The following is a 19,610-nucleotide window of genomic DNA, read 5'->3' as shown; positions in this document are numbered from 1 at the left end:
CGGTGAGAAAAAATAAGGGGAATTTATGGAAAATACCATTGTTCAGTTATCAAAATATGTGATTACCTTCCTCATGATCTGTTTTACCGTGCAGTCGTTTGCTGCACTCAAAGAGCGGGATGAGGATGAGCGCCATTACATTCTGATGCGGCAGATCATCATGATCATTCTGATGAATTTCATCTGTTTCTTCGTGATGTTCCTGCAGGAAGGCGAAGTATCAACGATTCAGATGTTTCTGCTCACGATGGCGTATATCCTGGGCGTACAGATCCTGTACCGCCTGATTTACCGGAAGGCATCGATGATCCTGGTAAACAACATGTGTATGCTGCTCTCGATCAGCATGATTATTCTGACGAGACTGAGCGTGTCAAAGGCGATGTCCCAGTACAAAATTCTGGCGGCATCCACACTGCTCTGCTTCATCATTCCGGTCATTGTCCGAAAGGGCAAGTTTCTGAAAAATCTGACCTGGATTTACGCTGTGCTCGGAATTGCCATGCTTTCCGTCGTTATGGTGCTTGGCTTTACTTCCGGCGGTGCGAAGCTGTCGATCGAAATCCACGGCATTACGTTCCAGCTCTCCGAGATTGCCAAGATCACACTCGTGTTCTTTATGGCAGGCATGCTGCGCGAGGATAATTCCTTTGGAAACGTTGTGAAAGCAACGGTCGTTGCGGCAGTTCATGTGCTGATCCTTGTTGCATCCACCGACCTTGGAACTGCGTTCGTCTTCTTTATGGCGTACGTGGTTGTAATCTATGTGGCAACGAGAAAAGCCAGATATCCGCTTTTGGGACTTGCGGGAATGAGTGCCGCCTGCGTTGTGGCGTATTTCCTGTTTTCCCATGTACGGAACCGTGTGGCACTCTGGCAGGATCCGATCGGAAACTGGGATATCAGCAGCCAGTTAGCACAGGGACTCTTCGGCATGTGCTCCGGCGGATGGTTCGGAACCGGCCTTTTCGAGGGACGGCCTGACATTATCCCGGTTGCAACGAAAGACTTTATTTTCTGTGCGATCTGTGAGGAGATGGGCATTATCTTCGGAATCTGCCTGATTCTGCTGTGCATGTCCACATTCCTTCTGATTATCAATATTTCCATGAAGATGAGCAAACGGTTCTACAAACTGATTGCCATGGGTCTTGGAACGGAATATGCGACACAGGTGTTCCTCACCATCGGAGGAACCATTAAATTTATTCCTATGACAGGTATCACGCTGCCGCTGGTCAGCTATGGAGGAAGCTCTATGTTCTCCACGGTGCTGATGCTGTCGATCATTCAGGGATTGTACATCTTAAGGGAAGACGAAGGTGAGGAGCTTGAGAAAAGACAAAACAAGAAGAAACGAAACCAGCAGAAAAACGACCCAGGCGCCAAGAAAAAACGACGCCCGGACGAAGAGACCGAAAGACGAAAGAAGAGCGGCAGCCGGAACGACGGACAGGGAACCCGCCAGAAGTACCGCGAGCAGCCGGATGAATTCGAACGGCGGATCGAAGAGCAGACCGAGAACAGCCTCCACTGGTAAGGCGGCAAACAACGGCGCAGGGCCGTATCTGATCGTTTCGTTCCTGTTCGTGGCCATGTTTCTTGGGCTGATCGCGTATCTCGTTTACTTTAATGTCGTGCGGAAAGAAGAATTTCTGAATAGTTCTTACAATACGAGACAGAATAACTATGCAGAGCGCGTGATCCGCGGAACAATCTATTCTGCGGACGGCCAGGAACTGGCAAAGACGACGACAGATGAAAACGGGGATGAGGTAAGAACGTATCCGTTCGGCAGCCTGTTTGCGCAGGTGGTTGGCTACACGGGAAAAGGAAACAGCGGCCTCGAATCTTCCTACAACTATATGCTGATGGAGTCCCATACAAGTAAGTTAAAGCAGGTAAAGAATGAATTCAGCGATGCGAAGAACCCGGGAGACAGTCTCTATACAACGCTGAATACAACACTCCAGCAGGCCGCGGCCGATGCACTGGACGGATACCGCGGTGCAGTTGTCGTGCTGGAGGCAAAAACGGGCCGTGTACTTGCCAATGTGAGCAATCCGGTTTTTAATCCTAATACGATTGATGAGGACTGGGAGGCACTGAACGCAGACGATGAGAGCGGCGTGTTTCTGAACCGCGGTCTGCAGGGAAGATATCCGCCGGGATCTACGTTCAAGATTGTTACTTCGCTTGCGTATCTCCGTCAGAACGGCACACTGGACGGTTTTTCGTTCGACTGTGACGGTGAGCTGACAGCAGGAAACTATACGATTCACTGCTCCGGCGGTGAAGTGCATGGACCGGAAGATTTTGCAGGTGCGTTTGCACATTCGTGCAACTCTGCCTTTGCACAGATTGGCCTTGGGCTGGATAAAGATGCCTTCCGCTCGCTGGCGGATTCCCTGTATCTGAACAGCCGTCTGGATCTGGAGCTTCCGACCAGCAAAAGTTCTTTCGACCTTGATTCGACAACGGCGGATGCTCTTGTGATGCAGACCTCCATTGGCCAGGGTGATACGCTGGTAACACCGATGGAGATGGCACTGATCGCCTCCGCGGTTGCAAATGACGGAGAAATGATCAAACCGCGTTATGTGGACAACATTGTGTCTGCGGACGGACAGGCAGTCAAAACCTTTTACAAAGAGTCTCTTGGCACGGTAATGTCCGAGAGCGAAGCCAATACGCTGACAGAGCTGATGAAAGGCGTTGTCCAGAGCGGAACTGCAGTTTCACTTTCGGATCTGCCGTACAATATCGCCGGTAAAACAGGAACCGCAGAACACGGAAGCGACGGAGAGACACCGCATTCCTGGTTTGTCGGATTCTCCAATGCGGATGATCCTGATATTGTCATTGCTGTTGTGGCAGAAAACGGCGGATATTCGAGTGAAGTCGCTGTACCGATTGCAAGACAGGTAATTGAAGCATATTATGCACAGCAGTAAACGATGAAAAAAACGCGTTCGAACCGGAAAGGATGGGTTCGGGCGCGTTTTCTGAATTTTTAGAAAAATGTTAGAAAAAGGATGCGGTTTTAAGGTTGCGCGGGGGCGGGAAAAGAGGTATACTTTTTAACAGAAGATCTGGCGGCAAGCGGGAAGAAAAGAGCTGTCAGGGAATGGAAAAAGCCAGAAGGAGCTTAAAACGTATGATCGAAGCAGTAAGCTGCGGAGGTATCGTAATCTACCGTGGAAAAATATTGACGCTTTACAAAAGCTACCGCAACAAATATGAAGGCTGGGTTCTGCCGAAAGGAACCGTTGAGCCGGGAGAAACCCATGAACAGACTGCTGTCCGCGAGGTATATGAGGAGTCCGGCGTACACGGCACCATCATCAAGTACGTGGGAAAAAGCCAGTACAGCTTCAGCATTCCGGAGGACACCGTGGAAAAAGAGGTGCACTGGTATCTGATGGTCTCATCCGGCTACTACAGCCGTCCACAGAGAGAAGAATACTTTGTGGATTCGGGCTATTACAAGTATCACGAAGCATATCATCTGCTGAAGTTTTCCAATGAACGGCAGATTCTGGAAAAGGCCTATCAGGAGTATCTGGAACTGAAGAGAGCAAATTTATGGAAGGTTCAGCCACAGGCTCAGGGAAAATATGGTAAACTGGTATAAAAATCTGTACGTCGGGGATACTGCAAAAAAGAAACAGAAAAAATGGATGCGCCGGATTGAGAACAAAAAAGCAGTTCCGGGAGTCTGGCTCCTCACACTGCCTTCCAATCAGCAGAACAATCTGGATGTAATTCCGGCGGATCTGCTTTTGCAGCCGGCCGTGCGGAGAAACTGTCCGATGATTGTCGGACTTGCCGTGTCGCGCGAGGAAGCTTTTGAGCTTGTGGAGGCGATCGCATTGGAAACTTATCGGGAAACCGGAGAAGTAAAAATCCGGGAATGGCTGCTGAACCGGATTGAGGGATGTGAATGATACATATACTATTCATGATTTTGAAGGCACTGGGGATTTTACTCCTTGTTTTACTGTTTCTCGTGCTTCTTATCGTCTGCACCGTCCTGTTTCTTCCTTTTTGCTACCGGGCGCAGGTTCTGAAAGAAGAAGAGGGATTTGCCTGCGTAAAAGCGAGCGGAAGAGTATCGTGGCTTTTCGGAGCTGTCGCGCTGACGGCCTCGTATGAGGAACAGAAGCCGGAGGCGCAGATTCTGCTTTTCGGGGCATCACTGGAAACATGGAAACGGCGGCTGAAAAAGATCCGCCGGGGAGAAGCGTCCGTGCCCCGGACGGAGGAAAATGAGACAGAAAATGCGCCGGAAGCAGAAAAAACAGCAGAGCAGAAAGAACCGGACCAGACAGAAAAACAGCAGAAGGTGACAGCACAGAAGGAGCAGCCAGAGCAAGAGCAGGAACCGGATGCGCCGAAAAAAAGCATTCTGGAACGGTTTTTCGGAAGGATCGAATATCTTCCGGAAAAACTGCTGAATCTTGCCAGCCGTCTGCTGCAGACAGCTTTCCGGCTGTTGGAACTTCCGTTCCGTCTGCTTGAAAAACTGGAGCAGAAAATCCAGGCAGGCAGACGGTTAAAAAGAAAGTGGGAGAGTGTGAAAAAATTCTTCCGTTCGAAGATGTTCCGTGAGGCGCTGCTCCATGCAAAGAAAGAAGTGCTTTATTTCCTGAAGAAAGCAGCACCGAAAAAAGTAACCGGCACAGTCCGGTTCGGATTTGACGATCCGGCACTGACCGGAGAGACACTCGGCATTCTGGGTATGATTTATGGAAAACTGCCGAAAGACCTTTCCATCCAGCCGGATTTCGAACAGGAAATTCTCCAGGGCGATGTCCGGATGAAAGGAAGTTTTCAGGCTGTGACAGCAGCCGGCATTGCACTTCGATTATTCCGGGATCAGAATCTTCGGAAAACCATACGACATTTCAAACACAAGGAGGCCTAAAAGATGGCAGAAAAGGACAACACATTTCAGAATACCGTAGAAGCACTGTTCCGTGGAATGGACAGCTTTATCACAACAAAGACGGTCGTAGGTGAGGCGATCCACATTGATGATACGATTCTTCTGCCGCTGGTAGACGTTTCCTTCGGCGTGGGAGCGGGTGCATTCGCAGAAAATGCAAAGAACAATGCAGGAGGCGGTATGGGCGGAAAAATTTCTCCGAGCGCCGTTCTTGTCATCAGCAAAAACGGAACGCGTCTGGTCAACATCAAAAACCAGGATGCTGTCACCAAAATCATTGACATGGCTCCGGATCTGATCAGCCGCTTTACCGGCAAAAAGGAAGAGGACGGGTATACCGCAGAGAAAGTAGAGCATATAATAAACCAAGAGGCGGATAAGGAGTAAGCTCGTTTGTGCAGAATTTTAGGTTTTCTGCTGTTTTGGATGGGGGTCGGGCTTCTCATCAGCCTGATGATCCGCAGCTCATTTCTTACGGTTCTTGCGGCCGCTCTGCTGCTGTGCGTGGGATATCATCTGTTCTGCAATACAGGGGAATAGTGAAAGATGCACAAAAAGATCGGAAATGAACTGGCTGATTTGTACAGAGAAATACTTGCAAAATGAAGAAAGCTGCGCTATAATAAGTCCATCTTAAATGAATCAGCCAACTATACTAATATCATAGATCAAGACGAGGGCGTCTTACCAGAACGAAAGTTTCGGTAGGATGCTCTTTTTCTTTTGCTAAGCATATGGATCGTTGGCAGGTTCAGCTTAAGAGACCACGCTATTTTTTTCTCCCTTTTAAAATATAAAAAATAGAGCACAACAGGGCATAAGCGAAAACTTATGTCCTGTTTGCTCTTACCAGAACTTTTTTTAAAATCTTAATTCTATTTTTGAACAGCAAAAAAGCCTTCCCGGACTGGAAAGGCCTTTTAACCATTCAACTTATGCACGCTCTACTTTTCCGGATCTTAAGCAGGAAGTACATACGTACATTTTCTGCGGTACACCGTCAACTTTAACTTTGACAGATTTTACGTTAGATTTCCACATTTTATTGCTTCTTCTATGTGAATGACTTACGTTGTTTCCGAAATGAGCACCCTTCTCACAAATTGCACACTTTGCCATGATTGCACCTCCTTGACATACGTACTTGAGTCAAAACGCATTTTAGACTCACAACATAAGTCATTCTAACAGATCTATACCGGTTTTGCAAGTAAAAAATGAAAAAATTATATGAATTTTGAAGGTTTTTCATTTTAAACTTTCTTTTTTGCGGAAAAGCGGTTATAATGTATCGTAGAGTGGAGTCAGTTATTCCTGTCTCCATGTGTTTTGAATAGTATGATGGAATTGGAGGATACAAGGCATGAAAGGTCGTATGAATACAGGCTTGGGAGAAATCGTAATCAATCCGGATGTAATCGCCCTGTATGCGGGCAGCGTTGCTGTGGAGTGCTTCGGCATTGTCGGAATGGCAGCGGTAAACATGAAAGATGGACTGGTCAAACTTCTGAAAAAAGAGAGTCTGACACACGGAATCAATGTATCGATTTCGGAAAATAAAATTTCCCTGGATTTCCACGTGATTGTTTCTTACGGAGTCAGTATTTCTGCCGTAACAGATAACCTGATCAATAATGTGAAATACAAGGTGGAAGAGTTCACCGGAATGGAAATTGAAAAAATCAACATCCTGGTTGAAGGCGTTCGCGTCATCGACTGATGGTAATAGGAGGAAATGAAGAAAGTGGCTACAAATACAATTGATGCCGGCTTACTGGCAAAAATGTTTCTGGCTGGTGCAAAAAATCTGGAAGTAAAGAAAGAGTGGATCAATGAGCTGAACGTGTTCCCGGTACCGGACGGCGACACAGGTACCAACATGACGCTGACGATCATGTCCGCAGTCAAGGAAGTAAACTCGCTCACAGAAGTGAACATGTACAACCTTTCCAAGGCAATCTCTTCCGGTTCTCTGCGCGGTGCCAGAGGTAACTCTGGCGTTATTCTTTCCCAGCTCCTTCGTGGCTTTACCAAGAAGATCCGCGACTATCAAGAGCTGAATGCAGAGATTCTTGCAGAGGCAATGGAAAAAGCAGTCGAGACTGCATACAAAGCCGTTATGAAGCCAAAAGAAGGTACCATCCTGACCGTGGCAAAGGGAGCAGCAGAGAAAGCAGCAGAGCTTGCACCGGAAAGCGAAGATCTGAACGCATTCATCGAGGACGTTCTCGCGCATGCAGAGTACGTGCTCTCCCAGACACCAGAGATGCTGCCGGTATTAAAAGAGGCAGGCGTTGTGGATTCCGGCGGACAGGGTCTCTTAACCGTACTGCAGGGCGCATATGACGCGTTCCTCGGGAAAGAGATTGATCTGAATTTCGAGATGCCGGAAGCAAAGACAGAATTTGTCAGACCGTCCAAAGAGACAGAAAAAGAAATCAAATTCGGCTACTGCACCGAGTTTATCATTATGCTGGAAAACCCGCTTCCGGATGAAGCGGTTTATGCATTCAAAGATTTCCTGAATGGAATCGGAGATTCGATCGTTCTCGTTGCAGACGATGAGCTGGTTAAGGTACACGTACATACCAACGATCCTGGAAAAGCAATTTCCAAGGCGCTGACGTACGGACAGCTGACCAGAATGAAGATCGACAACATGCGTGAGGAGCATCAGGAGCGCCTGATCAAGAACGCAGAAAAGATCGCAGCACAGCAGGCAGAGGAAGATAAGAAGAGAAAAGAAGCAGCAAAACAGCCGCCGAAGGAGAACGGATTCATTGCCGTGTCCATCGGAGAGGGAATCAAAGAGATCTTCCAGGGACTCGGTGTTGATTACCTGATCGAGGGCGGTCAGACCATGAACCCGAGCACCGAGGATATGCTGACTGCAATTGAGAAGGTCAATGCAAAGAATATCTTTATTCTGCCGAACAACAAAAATATCATCCTCGCAGCAAATCAGGCAAAAGCCATGACTGAGGACAAAAATATCATCGTTGTTCCGACCAAAACCGTTCCGCAGGGCATCACAGCCATGATCAGCTATGTGCCGGAGAAATCTGCAGAAGAGAACGAGGAGGCCATGACAGAGGGCATCCAGATGGTGAAAACCGGTCAGGTAACGTACGCGGTACGTGATACCCACATCGATGAGAAAGAGATCCATCAGGGCGACATCATGGGACTTGGCGATCACGGACTTCTCGCTGTCGGACAGGATATTCTTACCGTTGCAGAAGAAACCATCCGCGCCATGGTCGATGAGGACAGCGAGCTGATCAGCATCTACTACGGTGAAGATATGAGTGAGGAAGATGCCGAAAGCCTTGGCGAAAAAATCGAGCAGGCATATCCGGACTGCGATGTGGAAGTAAACTATGGCGGACAGCCGATTTACTACTGTGTCGTTTCGGTTGAATAAGAGTAAGGAAAGAAAAATATGAATACGGAACCCCTGACAACACTGAAGGGGATCGGTGAAAAAACGGAGAAGCTGTTTGCAAAAGTAGGAATCTACAATTTGCAGCAGCTTCTGCATTATTATCCAAGAGATTATGACTGCTATGCAGAGCCGGTTCCCCTTCGCGAATGCAGACAAGAGGAAAAGAATGCGGTATACGGAAGAATTGTCCACAGTCCGTCGGTAAAAGGAAACCAGAGAAAGAGCGTCGTTGTCCTGGAACTCTACGAGGAGCCGGTGCGGCTGCAGCTTACCTGGTTTAATATGCCGTTTCTGCGGAGCACGCTGAAGAAAGGCAGTGTTTTTATCTTCCGCGGAAAGATACAGGAAAAATCAGGCCGTCTCGTGATGGAGCAGCCGGAAATCTTCACTCCTGCCGCATACCATGAGCTTCTGGCAAGTCTTCAGCCGGTTTATGGGCTGACAGCCGGTCTCACGAACAAGATGGTGAGCAAGGCCGTCGCACAGGTGCTGGAACGATGCGCACCTGCGCAGGACTATCTGCCGGAGAAAATCCGTGCCCGGTATGAACTCTGTGAAATCAATTATGCCCTCCATGAGGTTCATTTTCCAAAAGACCAGGAGCATCTGGCAACGGCGCGGCGCAGAATTGTGTTCGAAGAGTTTTTTCTCTTCATCCTGTCCCTGCGGCAGTTAAAAGAGCAGACGGAGGGAATTACCAATGTGTTCCCGATCCGCGCCGTCTGGAAGACAGAGGAAGTCATCGAAAATATGCCGTACCGTCTCACGAATGCACAGATGCGCGTGTGGGGCGAACTGGAGCGGGACTTAAAAGGCCATACCCGCATGGCGCGGCTGGTACAGGGAGATGTCGGAAGCGGAAAGACGATTCTGGCATTCCTTGCAATGATTATGACAGCTGAGAACGGCTACCAATCGGCGCTGATGGTTCCGACGGAGGTTCTGGCGCGGCAGCATTATGAATCGCTCTGCACTCTGTTGAAAGAAAACAATCTGACGGAATACAATCCCCGCCTTCTGACTGGATCCACGAAAGCAAAAGAACGCCGGGAAATCTATGCCAGTCTGGAAGACGGAAGCTGCAAAATGGTGATCGGCACACATGCACTGATTCAGGAAAAGGTACAGTACAAAAATCTGGCGCTTGTCATCACAGACGAACAGCACCGCTTCGGTGTCCGGCAGAGAACGGCACTTGCTGAAAAAGGGGAACCGCCGAATGTTCTCGTTATGAGTGCAACGCCGATTCCAAGAACCCTGGCTATCATTCTGTACGGAGATCTTTCGATTTCTGTGATTGATGAACTTCCGGCGAAGCGTCTGCCGATCAAAAACTGTGTGGTGGATACGTCTTACCGTCCAAAAGCTTACCGCTTTATCACGCGTCAGGTCGAACTGGGCCGTCAGGCGTATGTGATCTGCCCGATGGTGGAGGAGAGCGAGGGTCTGGAAGCGGAAAACGTCACCGACTATACACAGCTCCTGAAAAAAGAGCTGCCGGGCATCACAGTAGAGATGCTGCACGGACAGATGAAGGCGGCGCAGAAAAACGAGATCATGGAGCGGTTCGCCAGCGGAGAAATCCAGGTACTCGTCTCGACGACAGTCGTGGAGGTCGGTGTCAACGTGCCGAATGCGACGGTGATGATGGTGGAAAATGCCGAACGGTTCGGCCTTGCACAGCTCCATCAGCTCCGCGGACGTGTCGGAAGAGGAGAGCATCAGTCCTACTGTATTTTCATCCGCGGAAACAAAGATCAGGAGACCGCCAAACGTCTGGAAATCCTGAACCATTCGAACGACGGGTTTTATATTGCTTCGGAAGATTTGAAACTGCGCGGCAGCGGCGATCTGCTGGGAACGCGCCAGAGCGGGGATATGGAATTCCAGATGGCAGATATTTTCCGGGATGCCGATATCCTGCAGAAAGCGAGTGAGGCGGCTTCAGAACTGCTTGCCGACGATCCTTATTTTGAAAAACCGGAGCATGAACTGCTGAAAAAGGTAATGAAATCGTATCTTGATCTGGAAAACCACGACATTGGATTGTGAAAAATTACAAAAAAATCCGGCTTTAAAATGCAAAATCGGATAAAAGTAACAGCCTGATTGGATAGTATGGAAAATGACTGTACAATTTCGTGGAAAATTCGTGCGAAATCAGATATTACTTGAAATGCCAAAAAAATTCATGTATCATAAACAAGGAATCAAAAAATGTGCGGACCGTGAGTGTCAAGCGTTCGCCTGAATGATAGTTCGCAGGACGGCTCTTCCAAAATATACCGGGCCGGTCCAAATGGGAGGAAACAGATATGGTAAAGAAAAAACCAGCTGCCCAGGCTAAGACAGCAGAGAACGAGACAGTAAAAGTAGAGACCAAAGCAGCAGAAAAAACAACCGCAGCAGAGAAAGAAGCTGTAAAAGAAGTTGCAAAAGAAGTTGTAAAGGAAACTGCAGCAGCAGAGGAAGCACCTGCAAAAGCAGAAGAAAAACCGGCAGCAAAAGCTGCAAAAACAACCCGCACAACAGCAAAGAAAACAACGACAAAGAAAGCGGCTGCACCGAAAAAACCAGCAGCAGCGAAAAAGCCGGCAGAGAAAAAATCACCTGCAAAAGCAGCAAAGAAAGAAGCGGAGCAGGAGATGATTCTGCAGTTCGGCGGAAGAGAAATCAAGGAGAAAGATCTGTACGAGAGAATCCAGCAGATCTGGATCGAAGGATATGGCAAGAAAGCAGAAGAATTAAAGAGCCTGAAGGTTTATGTAAAACCGGAGGAATTTACTGCTTACTACGTAATCAATGATGATGTAACCGGAAGCATTGATCTGTAAGTATTATGTACCAGCTCTGCAGGAGCAAGAAAAAAGCGTGAGCTTTTCCGAAAAGAAAAGAGCTCACGCTTTTTGATGCCTGTTCCGGCATCAGGATGTTATACCGGGATGATTAGTACTGGCCAGAAGAACCGCCGGACATCTGGCGTTCCTGCTGCTCAATCATCTTTTTGACCATATAACCTCCGACAGAACCATTCTGTTTGGAAGTCAGGTTACCGTTGTAGCCATCACTGAGCGGCACGCCGAGTTCGCTTGCCACCTCAAATTTGAATTTGTCCAGAGCGCCTTTTGCTTCTGGTACTGCTGCGGTATTCGATGAACGATTCGCCATGTTCATTCCCTCCTTTATCTTTGTGCTTGTTAAAAGCTGCTGTGAAGCAGATCCGGATGTGTTTTTCATCTGTTCTGCTACGGTCATAGTATGTGGAAAGAAAACAAAAATAAACTTCCAGATTCTGTATTTTTTCCGGAAAAGCGGAGAAAGTAAAAGAAGAAGGAAAAATGGAACGGCAGAAAAAAATATAAAAACTGTGTAAAAAATTCACAAAAAGAATTGCGTATTGAAAATAAATTTGTTATAATTGCTGTACATGGTAGTAAAAACAGGAGAAGGGGCGGTTTGCAGTAATGAATATTGGAATCATAGCACACAACAGCAAGAAGAGTCTGATCGAGGATTTCTGTATTGCATACAAGGGAATCCTCATGAAACATGAGGTGTACGCCACCGGAACCACCGGACGGCGGATTGAAGAGGTGACGAACCTTCATGTACACAAGTTTCTGCCTGGAAGCGTAGGCGGAGACAAACAGTTTACCGAGATGATTGAACGCGGCGATATGGATATGGTAATTTTCTTTTACAATCCGACGATGATCAATCCGAAAGAGCCGGATGTCTACAAAATTATCCGTACCTGCGACCAGTACAATATCCCGATTGCAACAAATATCGGAACCGCGGAGTCTCTGATTTTGGGACTTGCAAGAGGAGATCTGGACTGGAGAGAGCAGTTGAAAGCCGACTGATCCATCAAACAAAAACAGTAAGGACGAAAATAAGACCAACATGAGAGTAATAGCAGGAAAATGCCGGAGTCTTCCATTAAAGACGGTTCCCGGCAGACAGACCCGGCCGACGACGGACCGGATCAAAGAAACCTTATTTAACATGCTTCAGCCGTATCTGCCGGATGCGCGTTTTCTCGATCTGTTCGCCGGAAGCGGGGCGATCGGAATCGAGGCGTTGAGCCGCGGCGCCGAGCGCGCGTGGTTCGTAGAGCAGAACAAAGCTGCAGCAGACTGTATCCGGCAGAATTTAAAATTTACGAAGCTGGAACAGCAGGCAGTGCTCCTGCCCATGGAAGCGCATGCAGCTCTGCAGTCGCTTCAGGGACAGGAGCCTTTTGACTGCATTTTTATGGACCCGCCATACGATAAGGGACTGGAAAAGGACGTGCTGTATGCGTTCCGCGACGCCTCTTTTATCGGTGAGGATACCTTAATTATTGTAGAAGCATCGCTGAATACTGATTTCGACTGGGCGGAGGATGCCGGATACGAAATTCTGAAGAAAAAAATCTATAAGACAAATGTCCATGTATTCCTTACCCCGAAAAGCAAACACGAAGGAGTAAAAGAATCATGAAGACAGCCGTATACCCGGGAACTTTTGACCCTGTAACGTATGGTCATCTGGATGTCATTCTGCGTGCATCCAAGCTTTTTGACTGCGTAATCGTGGGAGTTTTACATAATTCCTCAAAATCTCCGTTGTTTTCTGTGGAAGAACGTGTTAATATACTAAAGAAAGCGACCCAGGACATTCCAAATGTCGAAGTCCGTTCTTTCAGCGGGCTCGCTGTTGATTTTGCGAAGGAATGCCAGGCGCATACGATCGTCCGCGGACTCCGCGCGATCACAGACTTTGAATATGAACTGCAGATGGCACAGACGAACCGCGTTCTGGAACCGGAAGTAGATACCACGTTTCTGATTACCTCGCTGGAGTATGCGTACCTCAGCTCCACGGTAGTAAAAGAAGTAGCTGCTTTTGGCGGCGACATTCACAAATTTGTTCCGGATTTTGTGGAAAAAGAAATCCGCGCAAAATATGCCGCCCGAAATTCAGAAGGAATGCCGCAGGATAAAAGATAAGGAGAATTAAAATGAGCAGCAGAATTGAACAGATCATCGAAGAAATTGAGGAGTATGTAGAGAGCTGTAAATATCAGCCGCTGTCTACCACCAAAATCGTTGTAAATAAAGAAGAATTAGAAGAGCTTCTCCGTGAGCTCCGTCTGAAAACACCGGACGAGATCAAACGGTACCAGAAGATCATCAGCAACAAAGATGCGATTCTGGCAGACGCACAGAACAAGGCAGATGCCATCATTGCAGAGGCACAGGCAAAGGCAAGAGAGATGGTAGAGCAGAGTGAAGTGATGCAGACAGCATACGCACAGGCAAATGAGACCGTCAACAATGCAAACCAGCAGGCACAGGAAATCCTGGATGCTGCAACCAACGATGCCAACAGCATCCGTCTCGGTGCCATCGGATATACCGATGATATGCTTGCCAACTTAAGCAATATTATGACGACTGCATTAAACGATGCAGGAGAGAAATACAACAGCTTTGTAGAATCCCTGACAAGCTGCTACAATACCGTTGTTCAGAACAGAAGTGAGCTCTCCCCGCAGGGTGCTCCGGAAGAAGAGCAGCCAGAGGAAGAAGTTGTCGTACCGGAATATGATCCGGCATCAGAAGAGGAAAGCGAAGAGGAATAAACCAAGCGTTCCTGCGAAAGCAGCACAGCAGAGCTTCCCGGCAAGATAAGGCCAGAGGGGCAGACCGCTGTTATGGATCATACAGTTTGTCTGGGCAGCGACAGAGAGACCGCCGAAGGCGGCGCAGGTAAGGATAGCAGAGACTTTTCCGGCGTAAGGAAGAGAGGACGCGGCAAGCTGTGCGATTCCCGTCGTGATTTCCAGCACGCCGCAGAGCAGGGGCGAGGCGGAACCAAACGGATGCAGATCCATCAGAAGTCCGGACAGAATGGAAAACAGGATGATGTATCCGCCAAGCTGTGTAATGATTTCAAATCCGTTCATGATAGAGGTGTCCAGCAGGTTTCCTTTGGAAGTCTGTTTTGACATCTCTTTTTTTTCCACGGAATGTGTCCGATGGGCGGTGTGCCGGTGCAGGCGGAAGCGGCGGAAAACAAGCCGGAACAGAAAACCAGTTAGAAAATTGGAACCGTAGAGCACGCCGAAGACGAACCCGGGATGGATCTGTCCGGAAAACGCAGTTAAGATAACATAGGAAGACAGAAAAGCAGGACTCGGACTGCTGCAGAAGGTTAAAAGATAGCACGCTTCGTTCCGGTCAATTTCTTCTGCCTCATAGAGCTGGGCAGTGATGCGCGCTCCCATGGGAAAACCGCAGAAAAGACCGAGAAAAAGTGCATAAAACCCAGCCGGGGAAAGACCGAAAACCGTTTGAAAAAAAACTTCTGCACGGGCAGAGATCCGCCGCGCGGCTCCTGTTTCCAGAAGAAGAGATGTCAGAATCAGAAACGGCAGAAGTGACGGAAGAATGGTATGAAACCAGAGATTGACACCCTCGCAGGCATAGAAAAAAGTCCGCGCGGGAAAGATAAGAAGACAGAAAAAAAGAAGCAGGGAAGAGAGAAATAAAAGTGATTTTTTCATGACGTTCGAACCTCCTCCCGCTTTCTAAAATAGAGTATGATGAAGCTTTGAAAAAAAGAAGATGGGAGAAGAAAAAATGAGCGTATTAGCAGGATTAAAACCGGAACGGGTATTTTATTATTTTGAAGAGCTCTGCCGCATTCCGCACGGCTCCGGAAACACAAAAGAAGTGAGCGACTATCTGGTTCAGTTTGCAAGGGACCATGAATTATCCTGGTATCAGGATGCGTCCAACAACGTGGTCATCCGCCGCCCGGCATCGAAGGGATGTGAATTGGCTCCGACCGTGATTCTGCAGGGCCACTGCGATATGGTCTGCGAGAAGAAGCCGGGCAGCAGCCACGATTTTACGAAGGACGGCCTTGAGCTTCACATCGACGGCGATGAGATTTATGCCAGGGACACGACGCTTGGCGGAGACGACGGAATTGCCGTTGCCTATATGCTGGCTGTGCTGGAATCGGATGATCTGCAGCTTCCGGCCATCGAGGCACTGATTACGACGGATGAAGAGATCGGACTGCTCGGCGCAGCAGCATTAAACGGGAATGAATTAAAGGGAAGAACACTGTTAAATATGGATTCTGAAGAGGAAGGCATTCTCACCGTATCATGCGCAGGCGGTATGACAGCCATGATGGATCTGCCGGTGCGCAGAAGCGAAGTGATGGGTGAGCAGATGGAAGTGACGATTTCCGGTCTTGCCGGTGGCCATTCCGGTACGGAAATCCACAAAAACCGTGCCAACTCCAACATTCTGGCGGGCCGTTTCCTGTACGAACTGGCAGGAAAGATGGATTATGCCCTGATCGAGCTGGAGGGCGGTTTAAAAGACAACGCCATTCCGCGGACAACCCGCATGCTTCTTGCCATCGACGGCGGAGAGAAAGAGATCTTAAAAGAGGAAGCATCACGCTTCACCGAAAATCTTTGCAGAGAGTACAGCGGAACAGATGACGGTATTACCGTTACGGTAGAGAAAACAGGCGAGGGCGCTGCACCGGCGCTTCATCCGGTCAGCCTGCAGAAAACCGTCTTTTTCCTGATGAATCTTCCGAACGGGGTACAGAAGATGAGCGGCCAGATCCCGGGACTGGTGGAAACATCCCTGAACCTCGGTATTCTGAAATTAGAGCCGGATCACCTGCATGCGTGTGCAAGTGTGCGGAGCTCCGTGGGAAGTGCAAAGGAAGCCCTTTCCGACAAGCTGGAGTATCTGATCGGTTTCCTGGGCGGTGAGTTCCACGTAGAGGGCGCGTACCCGGCATGGGAGTATAAAGAGGATTCTGCCCTCCGCGATCTGATGGTGGCGGAATATGAAGCCATGTATGGACAGAAACCGGCAGTGGAAGCGATTCATGCCGGACTGGAATGCGGTCTGTTCTATGAAAAGCTTTCCGGTCTTGACTGTGTATCTTTCGGCCCGAACATGAAAGCAATTCACACGACCGAGGAGCGGCTTTCGATTTCCTCCGTGGAGAGAACGTATCAGTACCTGTGCCGCGTTCTGGAGCAGCTTTCGAAACGGCAGGCATAAAAAACTGCCCGTGTCTATTTCAAAAAAGTTTCTGAAAAACAGTCATAAAACAGAAAAGACAGGCATAAAGTAACAGGGTGGGGATTGAATTTCCAAAGCGTTTACCATCCGATAAGAAAAATGGCTGAAAGCAGGAGCAAAAAAGGAGATTAGGGGACATGGATATACTGTTATGGCATGAGATTCTGGAACCATACGAGCTGGCTGTCAAGGAATTACAGGTGAAATTCCGGCATCTGATCAAGGAGCACCACGGAAAAGGGCTGTACTCACCGATCGAGAGCGTGAGCGGCCGTGTGAAGAGTGTTTCCAGTATTCTGGAAAAAATGCAGAGAAAGGGCATTGTGCCCGAAGAGATGGAGGAGCAGGTGGAGGATATCGCGGGCATCCGCATCATCTGCCAGTTCGTTGAAGATATCGAAAAGGTTGCCGACCTGATCCAGAAGCGGTCGGATATTGAGATTAAGAGCGAGAAAGACTACATCCGCCACATGAAGGACAGCGGTTACCGGAGCTATCACCTCATTGTTTACTATACCGTGGAGACGATGAACGGCCCGAAGCGCATCCAGGTGGAAATCCAGATCCGCACGATGGCGATGGATTTCTGGGCGACGATTGAGCACTCGCTGCAGTACAAATATAAGGCAAACATTCCGGATCACATCCGGGAGCGCTTAAGCGCAGCTGCAAAGGCGATTATTGTGCTGGATAATGAGATGTCCTCTGTGCGGAGTGAGATTATGGATGCACAGAATTCCTCCCAGATACAGCGGAATCTGATCACGGATATCCTGAATAATATCGAGAATCTTTACAAGGTGACGAACAAACGCGAAGTAGAAAAAATTCAGGATGAGTTTTATCACATCTATGCGCAGAACGATCTGCAGGAGTTAAAACGGTTCCACAAAGAACTGGATCTGATTGCAGAGGGATACCGCGCACAGGCAATTACAGACGAACTTTAGAACAAAAGGGGATAAACGGATATGATCACACTGCCGGAAGCCTTTGAGCAGGAGATGAAACAGCTGCTCGGTGAGGAAGAATATGAGGCATACCGCAAGACATTTGACGAGGCGGTACATAGAGGACTGCGGGTAAACAACGGAAAAATTTCGACAGAAGAGTTTCTTAGGCGGACCGATATTCCGCTTAAGAAGGTTCCGTGGATCCCAAATGGATTTTATTACGATGAAGAGAGCTGCAATCCGGCAAAGGATGCCGATTACTATGCGGGCCTGTATTATCTGCAGGAGCCGAGTGCGATGACACCGGCATCCCGCCTTCCAATTGAGCCGGATGACCGTGTGCTCGATCTCTGTGCGGCACCGGGCGGAAAGGCAACGGAGCTGGGAAGCCGGATTGGTGAGGGCGGCATGCTGCTGGCAAACGATATCAGCAATTCGCGGGCGAAGGCGCTGCTGCGCAACCTGGAAATCCAGGGAGTTGGACGTCTTCTCGTGACGAGCGAGGATCCGGAAAAACTAGTAACCTTGTATCCGGCCTTTTTTGACAAGATCCTTCTTGACGCGCCGTGCTCTGGGGAGGGCATGTTCCGAAAAGAGAGCTCAATGCTGCGCTACTACAGTGAAAATGGGCCGGAGCATTATGTGCCGATCCAGAAAAAACTGATCGAGCAGGCGTATCAGATGCTTGCAGAGGGCGGAGAGCTGCTGTACTCTACCTGTACGTTTTCTGTAAAGGAGAACGAAGAGGTCATCGCAGGGCTGCTGGATGCGCATCCGGATATGGAAGTGCAGGAAATTACCCCGGGTTACGAAGGGTTTGCGCCGGGAGTATCCGTGAATGGCCGCGATCTTTCCCGGTGCGTTCATATTTTCCCGCAGCGGATGGAGGGAGAAGGCCATTTCGTGGCGCTCCTGAAAAAGCAGGGAGAGAGCCGGAAACGGCAGCCTTCCCGCCTTTTGGAAACGACAAAGAAGCTGCCGAAAGAGGCGGAAGAGTTTCTTGCTGGCGTGCGCATGGACTGGAAGAATGGTTCGTTTGCCCTTGTGAAAGACCAGCTCTATTTTCTGCCGGAAGGTGTCTGTGCGGCAAAGGGTCTGCGCTATCTGCGGACCGGACTTTCGCTTGGCACCGTTAAGAAAAACCGCTTCGAGCCGTCCCAGGCGCTGGCGGCGTATCTGAAAAAAGAAGAATACGTTTCGTGTTTGACCATTCCCAAGGGAGATGACCGTGTCATGCGCTACTTAAAGGGTGAGACACTCTCGTTTTCCGAGGAAGAGTGTCAGGGGAAAAAGGACTGGGTGCTTGTGTGCCTGGATGATTTCCCACTTGGCTGGGGAAAAATAAACAACGGAACGTTAAAGAATAAATATTATGCAGGATGGCGGATGGTATGAGTAAATTACGACTCGATAAATATCTGGCGGACATGGGTGTGGGAACACGCCAGGAAGTAAAGGCCCTGGTCCGGAAGGGACGGGTGGCCGTAGACGGAATTACGGCAAAAGCCCCGGAACTGAAAGTCGACCCGGATGAAGCGCAGGTGACTGTGGACGGAAACAGCATTTCCTATGTGAAAATGGAATACTGGATGCTCCACAAACCGGCGGGTGTCGTCTCTGCGACGGAGGACCGCCGTGACCGGACCGTACTCGATCTTTTAAGTGGTGCGGCAAGAAAAGACCTCTTTCCGGTCGGACGGCTCGACAAGGACACCGAAGGGCTGCTGCTGATTACGAACGACGGAGCCCTTTCCCACCGGCTGCTCTCTCCGAAATCGCATGTCTCGAAAGTGTATGAGGCCGTGATTGACGGAAAAGTGACAGAAGAAGATCGGCAGGCATTTGCCGAAGGGCTCGACATTGGGGACGACAAACCGACACTTCCGGCCGAGCTTACCATTCTGGAAACGACAGAAAAAGAGCCTGGCATTTTTGAAAGCCGGATCCGCATTACCATCTGTGAGGGCCGCTTCCACCAGATCAAGCGCATGTTTGAGAAGGTCGGAAAAACGGTCGTCTATTTGAAACGGCTGTCGATGGGGAGCCTGGAACTTGATCCGGCGCTGCAAAAGGGCAGTGCCCGTCTCCTGACGCAGAAAGAAAAAGCGGCGCTTGGCATAGCGGACGCCGAAACACAGAAAGGAAAGTAAAGC

At 49.0% G+C, this 19,610-nt stretch carries 22 protein-coding genes; 19 read left to right on the top strand and 3 right to left on the bottom strand.

The window, feature by feature from the left end:
• Positions 1–25: 25 nt before the first annotated feature.
• The 7 genes from DW642_RS01020 (at position 26) to DW642_RS15945 (ending at position 5,488) form a co-directional block, all read left to right on the top strand.
• The gene (locus DW642_RS01020) at positions 26–1,540 is read left to right on the top strand and encodes an FtsW/RodA/SpoVE family cell cycle protein (protein WP_117508997.1); all 1,515 of its coding nucleotides are present in this window, start codon (positions 26–28) and stop codon (positions 1,538–1,540) included.
• Positions 1,488–2,954 carry a peptidoglycan D,D-transpeptidase FtsI family protein gene (locus tag DW642_RS01015; RefSeq protein ID WP_226906863.1) on the top strand — a complete coding sequence of 489 codons (1,467 nt, stop codon included), beginning with the start codon at positions 1,488–1,490 and terminating at the stop codon, positions 2,952–2,954. Before DW642_RS01020 ends, DW642_RS01015 begins: the two co-directional genes overlap by 53 nt.
• Positions 2,955–3,157: 203 nt before the next feature.
• Positions 3,158–3,634 (top strand): NUDIX hydrolase, encoded by a 477-nt coding sequence (locus tag DW642_RS01010; protein WP_117508996.1) that lies wholly within the window; start codon positions 3,158–3,160, stop codon positions 3,632–3,634.
• Entirely contained in the window at positions 3,618–3,947 is a 330-nt protein-coding gene (locus tag DW642_RS01005) for a hypothetical protein (protein WP_022461899.1), read from the top strand. The genes DW642_RS01010 and DW642_RS01005 overlap by 17 nt, the downstream gene beginning before the upstream one ends.
• Positions 3,944–4,927, top strand: coding sequence for a DUF2953 domain-containing protein (locus tag DW642_RS01000; RefSeq protein ID WP_117508995.1), 984 nt, complete (start codon positions 3,944–3,946; stop codon positions 4,925–4,927). Before DW642_RS01005 ends, DW642_RS01000 begins: the two co-directional genes overlap by 4 nt.
• 3 nt (positions 4,928–4,930) lie before the next feature.
• Positions 4,931–5,335, top strand: a complete 405-nt coding sequence (locus DW642_RS00995) for a GerW family sporulation protein (protein WP_022461897.1) — start codon at positions 4,931–4,933, stop codon at positions 5,333–5,335.
• A gap of 6 nt (positions 5,336–5,341) precedes the next feature.
• Positions 5,342–5,488, top strand: a complete 147-nt coding sequence (locus DW642_RS15945) for a hypothetical protein (RefSeq protein ID WP_167622772.1) — start codon at positions 5,342–5,344, stop codon at positions 5,486–5,488.
• A gap of 393 nt (positions 5,489–5,881) precedes the next feature.
• Here the strand turns inward: DW642_RS15945 and rpmB are convergent, their stop codons facing one another.
• On the bottom strand, positions 5,882–6,067 hold the full coding sequence (gene rpmB, locus DW642_RS00990) for a 50S ribosomal protein L28 (protein ID WP_022461896.1): 186 nt from the start codon (positions 6,065–6,067) through the stop codon (positions 5,882–5,884).
• 244 nt (positions 6,068–6,311) lie between these two features.
• On the opposite strand from rpmB, the gene DW642_RS00985 reads away from it, so the two are divergent.
• From DW642_RS00985 to DW642_RS00970, 4 genes are all read left to right on the top strand, one after another.
• Positions 6,312–6,668, top strand: coding sequence for an Asp23/Gls24 family envelope stress response protein (locus DW642_RS00985; RefSeq protein WP_022461895.1), 357 nt, complete (start codon positions 6,312–6,314; stop codon positions 6,666–6,668).
• A gap of 24 nt (positions 6,669–6,692) precedes the next feature.
• A complete protein-coding gene (locus DW642_RS00980; protein WP_117509157.1) occupies positions 6,693–8,372 on the top strand; it encodes a DAK2 domain-containing protein in 1,680 nt (559 codons plus the stop codon).
• An 18-nt stretch (positions 8,373–8,390) separates the two neighbouring features.
• Positions 8,391–10,445, top strand: a complete 2,055-nt coding sequence (recG, locus tag DW642_RS00975; protein WP_117508994.1) for an ATP-dependent DNA helicase RecG — start codon at positions 8,391–8,393, stop codon at positions 10,443–10,445.
• Positions 10,446–10,708: 263 nt separating this feature from the next.
• Positions 10,709–11,227 (top strand): DUF6465 family protein, encoded by a 519-nt coding sequence (locus DW642_RS00970; protein ID WP_117508993.1) that lies wholly within the window; start codon positions 10,709–10,711, stop codon positions 11,225–11,227.
• A 112-nt stretch (positions 11,228–11,339) separates the two neighbouring features.
• On the opposite strand, the gene DW642_RS00965 is transcribed toward DW642_RS00970, so the two are convergent.
• Positions 11,340–11,561, bottom strand: a complete 222-nt coding sequence (locus DW642_RS00965; RefSeq protein ID WP_022461891.1) for an alpha/beta-type small acid-soluble spore protein — start codon at positions 11,559–11,561, stop codon at positions 11,340–11,342.
• A 296-nt stretch (positions 11,562–11,857) separates the two neighbouring features.
• Between DW642_RS00965 and DW642_RS00955 the strand changes: the two genes are divergently transcribed.
• Genes DW642_RS00955 through DW642_RS00940 form a run of 4 tightly spaced genes read left to right on the top strand, consistent with a single transcriptional unit; the run spans position 11,858 to position 14,022 of the window.
• Positions 11,858–12,259 (top strand): methylglyoxal synthase, encoded by a 402-nt coding sequence (locus DW642_RS00955; RefSeq protein ID WP_022461890.1) that lies wholly within the window; start codon positions 11,858–11,860, stop codon positions 12,257–12,259.
• Positions 12,260–12,299: 40 nt separating this feature from the next.
• Positions 12,300–12,878, top strand: coding sequence for a 16S rRNA (guanine(966)-N(2))-methyltransferase RsmD (gene rsmD / locus DW642_RS00950; protein ID WP_022461889.1), 579 nt, complete (start codon positions 12,300–12,302; stop codon positions 12,876–12,878).
• Entirely contained in the window at positions 12,875–13,387 is a 513-nt protein-coding gene (gene coaD, locus DW642_RS00945; protein ID WP_022461888.1) for a pantetheine-phosphate adenylyltransferase, read from the top strand. Before rsmD ends, coaD begins: the two co-directional genes overlap by 4 nt.
• Before the next feature lie 11 nt (positions 13,388–13,398).
• Positions 13,399–14,022: an ATPase gene (locus DW642_RS00940; protein WP_117508991.1), complete on the top strand. Its 624-nt coding sequence runs from the start codon at positions 13,399–13,401 to the stop codon at positions 14,020–14,022.
• On the opposite strand, the gene DW642_RS00935 is transcribed toward DW642_RS00940, so the two are convergent.
• Complete coding sequence (locus tag DW642_RS00935) at positions 13,996–14,946, bottom strand: nucleoside recognition domain-containing protein (RefSeq protein ID WP_055265191.1); 951 nt, start codon at positions 14,944–14,946, stop codon at positions 13,996–13,998. The genes DW642_RS00940 and DW642_RS00935 overlap by 27 nt on opposite strands.
• Positions 14,947–15,022: 76 nt before the next feature.
• Here DW642_RS00935 and DW642_RS00930 point away from each other — a divergent pair, with 76 nt between their 5' ends.
• The 4 genes from DW642_RS00930 (at position 15,023) to DW642_RS00915 (ending at position 19,607) form a co-directional block, all read left to right on the top strand.
• Positions 15,023–16,483: an aminoacyl-histidine dipeptidase gene (locus tag DW642_RS00930; RefSeq protein WP_082424449.1), complete on the top strand. Its 1,461-nt coding sequence runs from the start codon at positions 15,023–15,025 to the stop codon at positions 16,481–16,483.
• A 158-nt stretch (positions 16,484–16,641) separates the two neighbouring features.
• Positions 16,642–17,454, top strand: a complete 813-nt coding sequence (locus DW642_RS00925; RefSeq protein WP_055218019.1) for a GTP pyrophosphokinase — start codon at positions 16,642–16,644, stop codon at positions 17,452–17,454.
• Between the two features lie 24 nt (positions 17,455–17,478).
• Positions 17,479–18,852, top strand: a complete 1,374-nt coding sequence (locus tag DW642_RS00920) for an RsmB/NOP family class I SAM-dependent RNA methyltransferase (protein WP_117509156.1) — start codon at positions 17,479–17,481, stop codon at positions 18,850–18,852.
• Positions 18,849–19,607 carry a pseudouridine synthase gene (locus DW642_RS00915; protein WP_117508990.1) on the top strand — a complete coding sequence of 253 codons (759 nt, stop codon included), beginning with the start codon at positions 18,849–18,851 and terminating at the stop codon, positions 19,605–19,607. The genes DW642_RS00920 and DW642_RS00915 overlap by 4 nt, the downstream gene beginning before the upstream one ends.
• Positions 19,608–19,610 lie beyond the last annotated feature (3 nt).

Source organism: Blautia sp. AM23-13AC (assembly GCF_003435675.1).
Classification (GTDB): domain Bacteria; phylum Bacillota; class Clostridia; order Lachnospirales; family Lachnospiraceae; genus Fusicatenibacter; species Fusicatenibacter saccharivorans.
Note: the sequence above shows the minus strand (reverse complement) of the source record. Positions and strands in the feature narration are given on the sequence as shown.